This is a genomic window from Sphingobacterium sp. MYb388 (genome assembly GCF_037479535.1).
Lineage (GTDB): Bacteria > Bacteroidota > Bacteroidia > Sphingobacteriales > Sphingobacteriaceae > Sphingobacterium > Sphingobacterium anhuiense.
Genome location: NZ_JBBGYV010000002.1, coordinates 294,652 through 309,841, shown reverse-complemented (window position 1 = coordinate 309,841; position 15,190 = coordinate 294,652). Strand labels below are relative to the sequence as shown.

The 15,190-nt window shown below is 35.0% G+C and carries 9 protein-coding genes; 8 read left to right on the top strand and 1 reads right to left on the bottom strand.

All coding sequences use genetic code 11. From position 1 onward, the window contains the following. The first annotated feature begins 177 nt into the window (after nt 1-177). The 5 genes from WH188_RS07335 to WH188_RS07315 all read left to right on the top strand — a co-directional run bounded on the left by WH188_RS07335 (nt 178) and on the right by WH188_RS07315 (nt 9,912). A complete protein-coding gene (locus tag WH188_RS07335; protein ID WP_339423644.1) occupies nt 178-5,448 on the top strand; it encodes a translocation/assembly module TamB domain-containing protein in 5,271 nt (1,756 codons plus the stop codon). Then, nucleotides 5,438-7,741: a translocation and assembly module lipoprotein TamL gene (gene tamL, locus WH188_RS07330; protein WP_237682784.1), complete on the top strand. Its 2,304-nt coding sequence runs from the start codon at nt 5,438-5,440 to the stop codon at nt 7,739-7,741. The genes WH188_RS07335 and tamL overlap by 11 nt, the downstream gene beginning before the upstream one ends. 127 nt (nt 7,742-7,868) lie before the next feature. Continuing rightward, nucleotides 7,869-8,807, top strand: a complete 939-nt coding sequence (locus WH188_RS07325) for a malate dehydrogenase (protein ID WP_132770832.1) — start codon at nt 7,869-7,871, stop codon at nt 8,805-8,807. A 49-nt stretch (nt 8,808-8,856) separates the two neighbouring features. Continuing rightward, nucleotides 8,857-9,384: a helix-turn-helix domain-containing protein gene (locus tag WH188_RS07320; protein ID WP_206368423.1), complete on the top strand. Its 528-nt coding sequence runs from the start codon at nt 8,857-8,859 to the stop codon at nt 9,382-9,384. A 60-nt stretch (nt 9,385-9,444) separates the two neighbouring features. Further along, a complete protein-coding gene (locus WH188_RS07315; protein ID WP_021188476.1) occupies nt 9,445-9,912 on the top strand; it encodes an aspartyl protease family protein in 468 nt (155 codons plus the stop codon). Here WH188_RS07315 and WH188_RS07310 read toward each other — a convergent pair. Continuing rightward, nucleotides 9,874-11,094, bottom strand: a complete 1,221-nt coding sequence (locus WH188_RS07310) for an MFS transporter (protein WP_339423643.1) — start codon at nt 11,092-11,094, stop codon at nt 9,874-9,876. The genes WH188_RS07315 and WH188_RS07310 overlap by 39 nt on opposite strands. A 169-nt stretch (nt 11,095-11,263) precedes the next feature. Here WH188_RS07310 and fsa point away from each other — a divergent pair, with 169 nt between their 5' ends. The 3 genes from fsa to rnr all read left to right on the top strand — a co-directional run bounded on the left by fsa (nt 11,264) and on the right by rnr (nt 15,121). Further along, nucleotides 11,264-11,923, top strand: coding sequence for a fructose-6-phosphate aldolase (gene fsa, locus WH188_RS07305; protein WP_021188478.1), 660 nt, complete (start codon nt 11,264-11,266; stop codon nt 11,921-11,923). Between the two features lie 100 nt (nt 11,924-12,023). After that, nucleotides 12,024-12,482, top strand: a complete 459-nt coding sequence (locus WH188_RS07300) for a Fur family transcriptional regulator (protein ID WP_021188479.1) — start codon at nt 12,024-12,026, stop codon at nt 12,480-12,482. Between the two features lie 509 nt (nt 12,483-12,991). After that, the gene (gene rnr, locus WH188_RS07295; RefSeq protein ID WP_132770835.1) at nt 12,992-15,121 is read left to right on the top strand and encodes a ribonuclease R; all 2,130 of its coding nucleotides are present in this window, start codon (nt 12,992-12,994) and stop codon (nt 15,119-15,121) included. Nucleotides 15,122-15,190 lie beyond the last annotated feature (69 nt).

Below are 15,190 nucleotides of genomic sequence, written 5' to 3'. Positions count from 1 at the left end.
TTAATTTCGACAACATTACAAATACTTCTCCCTATATTTAGTTCTTGGAGAAAAACTGGAATATCCATCCTTCTTTGTAATAAAATTAAATGTAAAATAGTAAATAAGATATAAACATAATCACTTGTTTTACGTTATAATAATAAATTAAGGTTTATATAAAGACTAAAAAATATTTTGAATAAATTTAGCCGTATCGCATTAAAGACCCTTTTATGGATTATTGGATCTGTCATTGGACTCTTACTTCTCATTATTTTTTTGATTCGACTTCCTTCCGTGCAAAATTTTATTGCCGGAAAAGTAGCCACTTATGTTGAGGGCAAAATTGGCACGCCCTTTCATATTGGTAGCATCAATATTGAATTTCCAAAAAAACTTGTTTTAGAGAACATCTATCTGGAAGATCAATCTAGAGATACATTAGTAGCAGGTGAGGCCATCAAAGTGGACATCAATATGATGAAACTACTAAAAAGTACAGTAGAAATCCAGCAACTGGAGGCTACTGGCATTACCGCAAAAATACGTCGGTCTATGCCTGACAGCAGTTTCAATTTTGACTATATCATAAAAGCATTTGCGAGTCCTGAAAGTACCAAAGCAAAAACTGATACTTCTTCTGCTATGGTATTCAATATGGACAAAGTTATCTTTGATCGTTTTCATGTGGTATATGCCGATGACGTAATTGGCACGAGCGCTGACGTCTATTTGAAACATTTTGACACCAGGATCAAGAAATTTGACTTGACAAAAAATATGGCATTTGATATGCCAAAAGTTACTATTGACGGCTTAAGTGCATTAGTCACACAATGGAATCCTACCCAAGAAGGCGATGGCCCCAGTGTTGAAGATTTTGGAATTACTGATTCCACTGCAATTGCCACTTCTTTATTACCTGATATTGGTATTAATACGGCAGACCTGCGAAATATCAATGTTCGATATGAAGATAAAGCGGGAAAACTGAGAACAAGGTTTGCCATTCAAAAGCTACACGCGGATATTAATAGTATTGATCTTAATAAGGAAATTGTTTCAATAAAAAAGATTAATTTAGAAGGATCTGATTCACAGGTGTTTTTTGATAAAATAGCAAAAATAACTAAACCAGCCGCAGATAAAAATACAACAGCATCAGCACCATCCAAGGTTAATTGGATTGTTTCTGTTTCGGACATCAACATCAATAATACCAATGTATGGTATAAAGATGACAATCAAGCACGGATGAAAGGATTTGATTATTTCAATATTAAAATCCCTGCGATCAATACTGCGATGACTGATTTGTATTATAGCGCAGATTCAATTAGCGGATCGCTAAAATCATTAACAGCAAAAGATCACTCCGGTTTCGAAATTAAAAATCTAAAAGGTGATTTTATCTATACCAATACAGGTGCTGAGATCAAAAATCTGTATGCTGCAACTTCTAAAACATTATTACAAGATTATATTAAAATATCTTATCCTTCTTTAGAGGCTATATCGGAAAAACCTGAATTGCTTACTGTCAATGCCAACATTAAAAAGAGTCATGTTGATATGCGCGATATTTATTATTTTGCTCCGTTCTTGGATACTATGGAGATCATGCATCCGCTCATGAATAAAAAATTCAATATTGACGGAAAAGTAATGGGAAAACTGAACGATCTCAATATCCCACACTTAGATTTCAGCACATTATCGAATACAAAAGTAATTGCCAGTGCTAGACTCAAGGGTCTTCCTAATGTTGATAAGATGTCTATTGACCTTACGCTCAAAAAATTCACAACTGGCCGATCTGATATTGAACAACTTGTTGCCAAATCATTATTTCCTAAAAATCTTGAACTTCCAAATGCAATAGGGCTTACTGGAACATTTAAAGGGGGAATGCAATCATTCAACACCAATTTATCCTTAGTGACGGAAAAAGGAACTGCTAAAGTAAATGGTAAATTTGATATGGCAAAGCGTGATACGACATATGATGCTTACGTATCTATTAAAGACTTTGACATCGGAAAAATTTTGAAACAAGATTCTGTTTTAGGTATCTTATCATTTGAAGCCAACGTAAAAGGGCATGGATTAGATCCTAAAAAAGCGATAGCGAATGTGGACGGAAAACTAATCCGTCTGGATGCTTTAGGATATCAATACCATAATATCGATATGAATATGAATGCTAATGTAGGCGATATCGAAGCTTCAATTAATAGTATTGATCCAAATGTCAAATTCAATTTAAATGCTACCGCGAATATGCATGCAAAATATCCGAAAGTCGATTTTGAACTGATGGTCGATAGCATTAATTTACAGAATTTAAAGTTAATGGATGATGACTTCCGTTATCATGGCAAAATGGTCGGAAATTTTGAAACAGCAGACCCTAATTTCCTGAATGGAGAAGCACATATCATCAATTCTTCAATTGCATACAATAATGACCGCTACACTCTTGATAGTATTTCAATTATCGCTCGTTCGGATAGCAGCTCAAATCTTTTAATGTTAAAATCTGCCTTTTTAAATGCCCATTTAGTTGGTAAATATAAATTAATGGAGCTTGGTACAGCAATACAAGACATTGCACACGTTTATTATCAACCTGGAGCTCCTGTAACCATTCCAAAATACGAAGATCAACAATTTGAATTTTCTGCTCAGTTGACCAGAACAAAATTTATAAAGGACTTCTTACCTGATCTGACTGAAATGAAAGACATCACACTTGATGGTATGTTTAATAGTAAGAACAAGTTAATCCAGGCTAAGCTCGATGCACCAAAAATTGTTTATGCAGGCACAGATATTAATAGTGTGACTTTTGATCTGACAACAGTTGACAGCACCATGTATTATTCTGCTTTGATTAACAAAATAAAAGTTAGCAATATCGAATTGATCAATACGGTACTCAGTGGTAAAGTCATTAAAAATAACTTAGATTTTGGCGTTTGGATTAAAGACAAAAAAGATAAAGAACAGTACCATTTAGGTGCCCATATGAAAGTAGATCGTGGCAACTTTCTTTTTAGCTTACTAGAAGATGGATTAATGCTAAATTATGATAAATGGAATGTCGATAGTACGAATGTTTTATCCTTTGGTAAAGCGGGTATTCAAGCTCATAATTTCATTCTGGAAAACAAGGGACAGTTATTGGAAATTAAATCACAGGATAGTGTTCTGAATTCACCTATAGATCTACTTTTTAAAAATTTCAGAATTGAGACCCTCAGTAAAATGATTGCCGCTGATGACATGAATATTGGTGGTGGTATTAATGGACAAGCAACGATTTCACGCCTTGAAAGTAACCCTGTTTTTGTATCAGATATTGGAATTGATAAATTTTACTTAGGGACGGATACAATTGGAAATGTCAATATTAAAGTTAATAATGAAAAAGAAAACACGTATGCAGCCAATGTCAGTATTACTGAAAATGGCAATAACGTCAGTTTAATCGGAGAGTTTATAAGTCCTCCAACTGGAGAAGCTACTTTTGATGCTACGCTCAACATTGCTCCTTTAAAAATGAAGACAATCCAAGCTTTCAGCTTTGGGTACTTAAAAGAATCTAAAGGGGATGTCCAAGGAGAGCTTAAAATATCCGGGACGACTGATAGACCTGTTATCAACGGTGATCTGAATTTTAATGGTGCTGAATTTAATGTTGCTATGCTTAATGCGGCGTTCTTAATTGATAACGAAAAAATTAGTTTTGATAATAGGGGAATCTCTTTATCCAATTTCAACATCAAAGATAAAAAAGGCAATACTGGTGATTTGAATGGTACCATTTTAACTAAAAACTATACAGATTATGACTTTAATTTGAATCTTAAGACTGATAACTTTGAAGTTGTGAATTCGACTCGGGAGGATAATGATCTGTTCTTTGGTAAAATGTACGTTTCTTCTGATCTACGTATAAGAGGCACATTGGATAAACCTGTTGTCGATGGAAATATCAAAGTTCAAGATAAAACTGATTTTGTATTCATTATGCCGAATGATGACCCTGGAATGGTGGAGCGAAAAGGTGTCGTAGAATTTGTTGATAAAAGTGATACAACAAGAGCAAATGTTTTTGCAAAATTGGATTCACTAACAACAACAAAATTAACAGGAATCGATGTGACGCTGAATCTTCAAACTGACAAGAATGCTAAATTCAAAGTTATTCTTGACGAAGGATCTCAGGACGCCTTAAACATCCAAGGTGAAGCTGAATTAAATGCAGGTATCGATGCGAGTAACAAAATCACCATGTCGGGAACTTATACGGTCGACAAAGGAAGTTATTCGTTTTCTTTTGGGCCTGTGAAACGTGAGTTCTTATTTAAAGAAGGAAGTACAATTACATGGGCAGGAGACCCGCTAGATGCGAGAATGGATATCACTGCAGTATACAAAGTCAAGGCCCCTACCCTGGAATTGGTACAAACTCAACTTGGTGCAGATAATTCTAATCTATACAAACAGCGAGTACCATTTAATGTCAATTTATTAATCACAGAAAAGTTATTCGAGCCTAAACTAGGATTTGATATTGATCTGGATGAAAATAACGCCATTGCGTCTCAAGATGTGGTGAGTAAAGTCAATAATGCCCTTTCACAAATACGAACAGACCCTTCTGAAATGAATAAGCAGGTTTTCTCATTGATCGTATTAGGACGCTTTTTGGCTTCTAATCCATTTGAAAGTTTATCTGGTGGTGGCGGTGTCGAATCTATGGCACGTAATAGTGTGAGTTCATTACTAACGTCACAGTTAAACCGACTAGCTTCGGATTTAATTAAAGGAGTGGAATTAGATTTTGACTTACAATCCGAGCAGGATTTTACAACTGGAGTTGGGGAAACACGTACCGATTTAAATATTGGTGTTTCAAAAATGCTATTTAACGACCGTTTGAAAATCACTATAGGTTCGAATTTTGAAGTTGAAGGGAATTCAAGACCTGGAGAGCAAGCTGCGAATATTGCCGGAGATATTAGTCTAGATTATCAACTGTCTCAAGATGGTCGCTATTTCGCTCGCGTATATCGGAAAAACCAATATCAAGTAACACTTCAGGGCCAATATGTTGAAACAGGTATTGGATTTATCATCAATATGAGCTACAATAAATTCAGAGAAATTTGGATGAATTCTAAAAAATTAAATGAATATAATACCCGAAGCAAAAATTTCCGTAAACGTTTTGACGTAGAACGTATGGAAACCGACTCCGTTTACAGGGACAGCGTCCGCTTTGCAATTCGAGATAGTATGATGCGTAACGATCCTAAGAAATATAAAGAACGTTACTTGGATAGAAAACAAATCCAGCAAACCAAACCAAGCAATAAGACTGATTCAACGAATCAGAAAACAGATACAATAGGAGAAAAAGTGATTAGAAATGAAGAAAGGGAGAATAATGAAAAATAGCAATCAATTTATAGCTTTTGTTGTATTTATAGGGCTTTTCATTGCTTCTTGTTCGACCACAAAAAATTTAAAAGAGGGTCAGTCCTTATATGTGGATGGCCATGTCGATATTGAATCGGATACGATTTCCAAAGAACATAAAAAGGCCTTAGCTACGCATCTGGAACAGGTATTAATGCCCAAACCCAATAAGACACTTTTTGGATGGCGTTACAAACTAGCTTTCAACAACATGGCTGGTGATTCAGTTGGAAAAAACTTCATTCGCAGACAACTAAAAAAAATGGGTGAAGAACCCGTTTTATTGAGTGATGTAAATAGGGAATATAATGAAAACCTGTTAAGAAATCGACTTGAAAATATTGGTTTCTTTAATGCAGAGGTAAAGTCTGACACTACAATTAAGGATAAAGAAGCGACCATACACTATATTGCGACGACTAATCTGATTTATAAAATAAAATCTGTTACGTTTAATGTAGACAGTACGATACAGCTTGGCCGAGATATACTCCTATCTCGTGATAAGTCTCTTTTAAAGGTTGGTAAGCATTATAGTTTAGATGATATCCTGAATGAACGTGATCGGATTGATAATGAACTTAAAAATATTGGGTACTATTATTTCAGTCCTGACTATATATTGGTGGAAGCAGATAGTACAATTGGAGATAATAAAGTCAATTTATATGTCACTATTAAACCTGAAACACCTGTTATAGCTAAATCACCATCCAAGATAAATAATATATACATCTATCCAAATTATACGGACGAAGGTACAGGATATCAACGTGCTCCACGTAATGCGCAATTATTCGATAGTTCATATTACTTTATAGATCCAAAAAATACCTTTAGAAAACCCGTTATAGCTAACCATATCTTCTTTAAAAAAGGAGATCGTTATAATCGCGGTGCCCATAATAAAACAATCAGTCATCTTGTAAATCTAAATAGCTTCAAATTTGTTAAAAACAACTTCGTTGATAGTAAAGATGTCAAAAACGGACTAGATGTATATTACTATCTTACTCCTCTTCCTAAGAAATCTATTCGTCTCGAATTGTTAGGAAAAATGGCTTCGGTATATAATGGATCCGAACTTAATGTGAACTGGCAATTACGCAATGCCTTTAGAGGTGCCGAACTGTTAAGTCTAAATGTTTTTGGTGGATACGAAACACAGACCGGTGGAAGTGTAAGTCTAAACTCAAGCTATTATCGCTATGGTGCAGATCTTACTTTAACATTTCCCCGTATTCTTTCGCCTTTCAAAATAAATCCCAGTCGTAGATTTATACCAAAAACCTACATCAAAACGGGATTTGAATTCTTAAATAGAACTCGAGCATATACATTACGATCTCTAAAACTAGACTATGGTTATATCTGGCAGGAATCTGAAGAGAAACAACATGATTTGGGATTATTAGAGATTACATATGTACAGCCCAGCCGTATTTCAGACGAATATAAAGCCCAGATGGATACGGTACCAACGCTAAAACATGCTATAGAGCCACAGTTTACTATTGGTCCAAATTATAATTTTACTTTATCCAATATGATGAACAAAAATCTAAAAAACACCTTTTATTTTAAAGGAAATTTAGATTTATCTGGTAATGTATTGGGATTGATAAAAGGTGCCAACTACAATGAGGGTAAAACATTTAAATTATTCAACGCTTATTTTTCTCAATATATCAAGGTAAGTGGTGATGGTAGACATTATTTAAAACTAAGTGAAAATTCACAATTAGCATCGCGAGTCAGTTTAGGTCTAAGTTACTCTTATGGTAACTCCCGTGCTTTACCCTATCTAAAACAGTATTATGTGGGTGGTCCAAACAGTATTCGCGCTTTTGCTGCTCGAGCAATTGGTCCAGGAACTTTAAAACCTCAAAACATTGGGACCAATAAGTTCTATGCTGATCAAACTGGAGATATAAAATTGGAAATGAGTACAGAATATCGTGCTAAATTGGCTGGTTTTGTCCATTGGGCGGCATTTATTGATGCCGGTAATGTGTGGCTACAAAATACAGATGATGAAAAGCCCGGAGCAAAATTTAGCAAAGATTTCTTGACTGAATTAGCTGTCGGTGGCGGTTTAGGTTTAAGATTTGACTTTACTTTTCTTATATTAAGAACAGATTTTGCTATTCCATTCCGTATTCCATATTTGGATAAAGGAGAGCGTTGGGTCTTGAAAGATATTGATTTAGGAAGTAGCAGATGGCGCAAGGACAACTTAATGTTTAATCTAGCTATTGGCTATCCATTTTAATAAAAAGGAGAACGAAAGTTCTCCTTTTTATTTCCTATCATTTTTTATACAACTTAATTGCTTTCCTACTATTTATTGAGTAAATTCAAAGAAAAATTAATGTCTAAGGACCAAAATTAAAAGGCTTATGAAAGTTACAATAGTTGGTGCAGGAGCAGTTGGAGCGACAACTGCAGATAATTTAATTAGAAGAGAGGTTGCTGAAGAAATCATCCTTTTAGATATCAAGGAAGGGTTTGCTGAAGGTAAGGCACAAGATATGTCACAGACTGCTGCTTTATTGGGATTCGACTCAAAAATAATAGGTGTAACGAATGATTACAGTGCAACCGCAGGCTCCACTGTAGCAGTTATTACTTCAGGAATTCCGAGAAAACCGGGCATGACCAGAGAAGAACTAATCGGCACTAATGCAAATATTGTTAAAACAGTAGTTGATAATTTGATCAAACATTCTCCTGAGGTCATTATTATTATTGTTTCAAATCCAATGGATACCATGACATATTTGGCTTTAAAAAGCTCTGGTCTTCCAAAAAATAGAATCATAGGTATGGGGGGAACATTGGATTCTGCACGATTTAAATATCAGCTAAGTCAAAAATTAAACGCTTCTGCAAGTGACCTTAATGCAATTGTTGTCGGCGGTCACGGCGATACGACTATGATTCCTCTGATCAAACATGCCACATGGAATAGTATTCCTGTAACTGATTTTTTAACAGAGGAGGAGCAAGAAGAAATTATTCAGAAAACAATGGTAGGCGGTGCAACTTTGACATCCTTAATCGGAACCTCTGCATGGTATGCTCCTGGGGCAGCGACTGCAGCTGTCGTTGAAAGTATCGTTAGAAATCAAAACAAGCTTTTCACAGCAAGTGTATTTTTGGATGGAGAATTTGGATTATCGGATATCAATTTAGGTGTTCCAGTCATCATCAATAAAAATGGATGGGATAAAATTGTACCTTTGAAGCTTTCGGAAGAGGAAAAGCAAAAACTACACAAAAGTGCGGATGCTGTTCGAAACATGAATAATGTACTAAAAGATATTAACGTTTTATAAAAATAATATGCAACTCTTTATTAAAAATATGGTCTGCAATAGATGTAAGATGGCTGTAGAAAATATATTTAAAGAGTTGCATATCCCTTATCATGATCTACAACTAGGTGTTGTTACGTTGGACCATTCACTACAACCGGAACAACGAAAGAAAGTGAAGGAAAATCTGCATGCTATTGGTTTTGAATTAATCGATGATAGAAACACGCGTCTTATTGAAAAAATAAAATTGCTGATCATCGATTATACACGCTGTCCTTATAACTATCTGAATAAAAATTTATCAGATATATTAAGTGATCATTTACATGTTGAATACAGCTCTTTAAGTGCCCTCTTCTCTTCTGTAGCAAGTATCAGTATTGAAAAATATGCTATCTTCCAAAAAATAGAATATATTAAGGAGTTATTAATTTACGATGAACTTTCATTAGCTGAAATCGCTGAAAAGCTTAATTATTCAAGCACTGCATATCTCAGCAATCAATTCAAAAAAAACACAGGTTTAACACCAACGCAGTTTAAAAATTTAAATAATCCTACCGCTTTACGGCAAACTTTAGATCAAGTGCATTAATCTATCTAAATAAAGATACTTTAACTTTCATGAAGCACATATTTTTTCTATGTTTGGAATATGGCAATCATCCCCTTACAGATTTTACAATTACAGGAGCAAGGCACTCATATTTTAATAGAGGTCACTTTATACGAAACTACCCATTTAATGGTTTTAGATACTGGAGCTTCAAAGACTGTTTTTGATAAAAACCAATTAGAAAAAATTCACACAGACCAATTCCAATTAGAAAGTACCGATACGCTTTCAACAGGTTTAGGCACGAATAACATGGAAAGTTTTTTGATTCATATTCCTCTTTTTAAAATCCATGATTGGAAAATAAAAAATTATAGGGCTGCAGTTCTTGACCTCAGTTCTATTAACTATGCTTACGAACAGATGAATCTACGTCCTGTGATCGGAGTGATCGGAGGAGATATTTTAGCTCCTTATGGCGCAGTGATTGATTACAAAAAGAAAACGCTTAAATTACTCAAGAGAAAGTTAAAACTTAAAGAGCCTTTTATGAATATGCAGACGTAAATATAAATAATAAGATAAAGCAATCAAAAAACCTGCACCGCCCATAAAGTATAAGACACTACGCAATCCGAAATAGCTTGCTAAAGCCCCTATAAGCAAACTACCTATAGGGAAAACACCTTGAAACGCCATTACATAATAAGAAATTGCTCGTGCTCTATAGATCGGCATCGCATGCGTCTGTATATACGTATTAATACTGGAGTTCTGCATCATCATAGCGAAAGAAACGATCGCCGTATATAAGAGAGCAAGAACTAAAACAGATGAATGCCCGAGTAAAAACAAGGCAGCTCCCATTAACAATGCTGCGCCCATTACTTGGTAGCGCATATTAGTCCCCGATTTTAGCCGTGCCATATTAATAGCACCTATCATTGCCCCAAGACCAGCTGCACTTTCAAACCATGAAAATGTACCTGCATCGCCATTAAACATTTCTTTTGCTACAGCAGGTAATAAAGAAGTATATGGAATCACTAATAAGCTAGAAAAAGTCATCACTATAATAAGCGAAAAAATATGGGGCGATCTTTTCAAATAATAAAACCCTTCGACCAATCCCTGCCAATTACTTCCTTTGCTTAAGCTTGCTGTACTTTCTGTGACATTCATCATCCATAAAGTAATCAAAACAGGGATAAAACTCAGAAAATTACTGCTGAAACACATCATTTCACCGTATGTACTCAATAATATACCACCAATAGCCGGACCAACCATACGCGCGGCATTAAATATAGAAGAATTTAGTGCTATTGCATTAGGCAGATCTTTTCTATTATCCACTAAGTGTACCATCAACGATTGTCTTCCTAACACATCGAAAGCGTTGATTACTCCTTGTGCAAATCCCAAAATAGATAACCACAATACTGTTTCCATCTTCAGGTACACTAATAGTGTTAAGATTCCTGCTTGAATCATTAGACCTATTTGTGTAATAAAAACAAGCTTATACTTTTTATGTTTATCGACAAAACTTCCAATAAATGGAGATAATACCAAAGAAGGAAGCAGGGAGATGAAAGATACAAAACCTAACCAGAAAACAGAATCTGTTAACTTATATACTAACCAACTTATAGCAACACGTTGCATCCAAGTGCCCATCAATGAGATTGCCTGGCCAATTATATGTAATCTAAAATTTGGATACTGAAGCGAACGAAATATCTGCATATCAATGAATAATAGAAGTAAATGAAAGGAATGATCTAAAATGAACAGTAATGACTAAGCAATATTTGTGCAGTAATTTCATTTCTGCACAAGATTAGTGAATTTTAATCGATAACTTTGCCACTTAATGGTAAATAAACCAAACAATTAACAATCAATTCAATACAAGATGAAATTTTTTATTGACACAGCAAACTTAGAACAAATCAAAGAAGCACAAGATTTAGGTGTATTAGACGGGGTAACAACAAACCCAAGTTTAATGGCTAAAGAAGGAATCAGTGGTGACGAGAATGTAATCAATCATTACAAAGCGATCTGTGCTATCGTAGATGGCGATGTAAGTGCGGAGGTAATTTCTACAAACTACGAAGAAATGATCAAAGAAGGAGAAGCACTTGCAAAGTTAGATGACAAGATTGTTGTTAAAGTTCCTATGATCAAAGATGGTATCAAGGCAATTAAATATTTCAGCAAAAAAGGAATCAAAACAAATTGTACTTTGGTTTTCTCTGCAGGTCAGGCACTCCTAGCTGCAAAAGCTGGAGCTACTTATGTTTCACCTTTCATTGGTCGTTTAGATGACATTTCTACAGATGGTTTAGGACTTATCGAAGAAATCCGTTTAATCTATGATAACTACAGTTTCCCAACACAGATCTTAGCCGCTTCGGTACGTAACAGTGCACACATTTTAGGTTGTGCTAAGATTGGAGCTGATGTGATGACGGGTCCTTTATCTGCAATCACAGCTTTATTAAAACACCCTTTAACAGATAGTGGTCTTGCTACTTTCTTAGCTGACCACGCGAAGGCAGCAGGGAAATAAAATCGATATAAAACGACTTTAAAGAAACGGTCAGAAACGAGTATGAATAACTTGTTTCTGACCGCTTTTTTATATTAGAATAATGATGTATTTTTGTATTATGAGTAAAGAGCAACAACAGGAAAAAACAGTACATGAGCGTGTCGATTTTACAACTTTACTAAAACAATATCAGCTTAAGGTTACACAGCCTAGACTGCGAACTTTGGAAGTTATATCGACTAAGAAATCAGCCATTTCACAACCAGAGCTCGAAAAATTAATCGGTAAAGAAATTGATCGTGTCACCCTCTATCGCGTTTTAGCTTCATTTGAGGAGAAGGGAATATTGCATAAAATTTTTGATCTAAATGGTACAGCTACTTACGCCCTCTGTTCGACCAACTGCTCCGAGCACAATCATCATGACCAACATGTGCACTTCATCTGCAGAAGCTGTAACTCCGTATTTTGTATGGATGAAATCACACTTCCCTCCTTCAACATTCCTGAAGGTTACAAACTTGAAGCTGTAGCTATAAATGCCCTGGGTCTATGCGATCAATGTCAGGAAAAATAATAAAAAAACAAAATTTTACTGAATTCAAAGGAAGGTACCAGTATTTCTAAAAACCTTTACTTTGCACACGCTTCTACTAAATCCTGATGCTAAGATTCTTTCTTAATCATCAACTAAAATTCAGCAAAAAGAAATCTAAATAATTGATACAATACACTTTATTAAATTTTAATAAATAAGAATTTGATAAAAACACATTTAGCAAAATATTAAAAATCGAGCAGAACCTGAAAGTATATTGTTTATCAACATCACAAATAATGATTCATTAAGCTATTTAATACTCACTATACTGGTTATCAAAATATTAAATAAGCTAAATAGAATTAAAAATACACTTAATTCTATAACAAAAACAAAGAACATTTAGATATCCACAATTTCGGATTAATATTTGTATATTGTATGTGATAAGACATCGGGAATAGCCTAAATAGCAATGGTATTATATTGCAAACTACAGTAGCCTTCTCCCCCACTTACAACACGATAAAAGTAAATAAAAACGTATGACGACAAAAAAAGAAAACCCGTACCAAGAGGTTTTAACACAGCTCATCATCGACATCTTCGAGAAGTCAAACAACAAGCCACTCAACTATAAACAAGTCGCATCAAAGCTGAACGTTCACGATTCAGATTCCAAAATAGCAATCGCCAACATTCTGACTGACCATCCGAAAAACAGCCCTTTTTTAGAGGTTGAGAAGGGTAAATTCAAACTTCGTCAACTTAAAGTTTACGTGACGGGAAAAGTCGATATGACTGCTGAAGGATCGGCTTATATTATACCTCAAGACGAATTTGAGAATGATATCTTTGTAGCACCTCGAAAATTACGTCAAGCACTGCATGGAGATATTGTTAAAGTACATACTTTTGAAAAGAGCAGAGGCCGTAAAAAAGAAGGAGAAGTTGTTGAAATTATACAGCGTGCAAAAACAGATTTCACAGGTATTATCAATCTTTCTCAAAACTTTGCATTCTTTATTGCAGACGATAGAAAGATGTTGCATGATATTTTTATACCGCTTGATAATCTTGAGGGTGCTAAGGATGGAGAAAAGGTTGTAGTCTCTATTATTGAATGGCCACAAGGTGCAAAAAATCCGATTGGCAAAGTCAAGACTATTTTAGGTAAAAAAGGAGAAAACAACACGGAAATGAATGCTATATTGGCAGACTACGGATTTCCATTAAAGTTTCCTAAAAAAGTTGAAGAAGAGGCAAATGCTTTACCAGAAACCTGCTCTCAGGATGAAATTGCAAAACGTAGGGATTTCAGGGCAATCACCACATTTACAATTGATCCTGCTGATGCAAAAGATTTCGACGATGCAATTTCTTTTCAGCAATTAGAAAATGGGAATTATGAAATCGGAGTCCATATTGCCGATGTTTCGCACTATGTTATTCCAGAGACTGAACTGGACAAAGAAGCTTACGAAAGAGGTACTTCAGTATATCTTGTCGATAGGGTAATCCCCATGCTTCCAGAGCGACTTTCCAATGGTGTGTGTTCATTACGACCACATGAGGATAAACTTTGTTTTTCGGCGGTCTTTGAGCTTGATGAAAAGGCAAATGTTGTAGAGCAATGGTTCGGAAGAACTATCATTCATTCTGATCGACGCTTTTCTTACGAAGAAGCTCAAGAAGTTATTGAAACAAAAACAGGAGATTTTGCTTCAGAGATACTAAAACTAAATGAACTTGCTTATATTCTTCGTGAGCGCAAATTTAAAAATGGTGCAATCGCATTTGAAAGTGAAGAAGTAAAATTCACGTTGGATGAGAACGGTAAACCAACGGGTGTCTATACCAAAGTAAGAAAAGATGCGCATAAACTCATTGAAGATTTCATGCTTTTAGCCAATAGAAAAGTTGCTGAATACATTGGAAAACAAGGAAAAGGAAAAAATAAATTACCATTTGTTTATCGTTTTCACGATGTCCCCAATCCAGAGACATTAACTACATTTTCTCAATTTGCTGCTCGATTCGGGCATAAGTTAACGATCAAATCTGACAAAGAAACTGCAAAATCTCTCAATGCTTTAATGACTAAAATTGAAGGCAGTAAAGAACAAAATATGTTAACATCCTTGGCAATTCGTTCGATGGCAAAAGCGATCTATACGACTAAAGGAACAAGTCATTATGGTCTTTCATTTGATTATTATACGCACTTCACTTCACCTATTCGCCGATATCCAGATGTAATGGTACATAGATTATTAGCATACTATTTAAGTGGAGGTGATAAAATCAATGCCGATCATTATGAAAAAATGTGTGAGCACACTTCACAAATGGAGAAGAAGGCAGCAGAAGCCGAACGTGCTTCAATTAAATATAAACAAGCTGAATTTTTACAGGAACAAATTGGGACTGAATATACAGGAATTATCTCTGGTGTAACTGAATGGGGTATGTACGTAGAAATTGAAACCAACAAATGTGAAGGTATGGTTAGATTACGAGACATTAACGACGACTTTTATGTATTAGACGAAAAGAACTTTGCAATCATAGGTCAACGCAAGAAAAAGAAATATCAATTAGGTGACGAAGTACAGATCAAAGTTAAAAAGGTTGATCTTGATAAACGTCAAATCGATTTTACTTTAATCAGTTAAGTTATATTAAAATACAATGGACGCCTCCAATCAAGTAAAACACTTTTTTGGGGGCTTTTCATTTCAAAG

Bases quoted from the DNA above. Each gene is read 5' to 3' on its own strand.
- tamL (WP_237682784.1), top strand. From the start codon at position 5,438: ATGAAAAATAGCAATCAATTTATAGCTTTTGTTGTATTTATAGGGCTT.
- WH188_RS07325 (WP_132770832.1), top strand. From the start codon at position 7,869: ATGAAAGTTACAATAGTTGGTGCAGGAGCAGTTGGAGCGACAACTGCA.
- WH188_RS07320 (WP_206368423.1), top strand. From the start codon at position 8,857: ATGGCTGTAGAAAATATATTTAAAGAGTTGCATATCCCTTATCATGAT.
- WH188_RS07315 (WP_021188476.1), top strand. From the start codon at position 9,445: ATGGCAATCATCCCCTTACAGATTTTACAATTACAGGAGCAAGGCACT.
- WH188_RS07310 (WP_339423643.1), bottom strand. From the start codon at position 11,094: ATGCAGATATTTCGTTCGCTTCAGTATCCAAATTTTAGATTACATATA.
- fsa (WP_021188478.1), top strand. From the start codon at position 11,264: ATGAAATTTTTTATTGACACAGCAAACTTAGAACAAATCAAAGAAGCA.
- WH188_RS07300 (WP_021188479.1), top strand. From the start codon at position 12,024: ATGAGTAAAGAGCAACAACAGGAAAAAACAGTACATGAGCGTGTCGAT.
- rnr (WP_132770835.1), top strand. From the start codon at position 12,992: ATGACGACAAAAAAAGAAAACCCGTACCAAGAGGTTTTAACACAGCTC.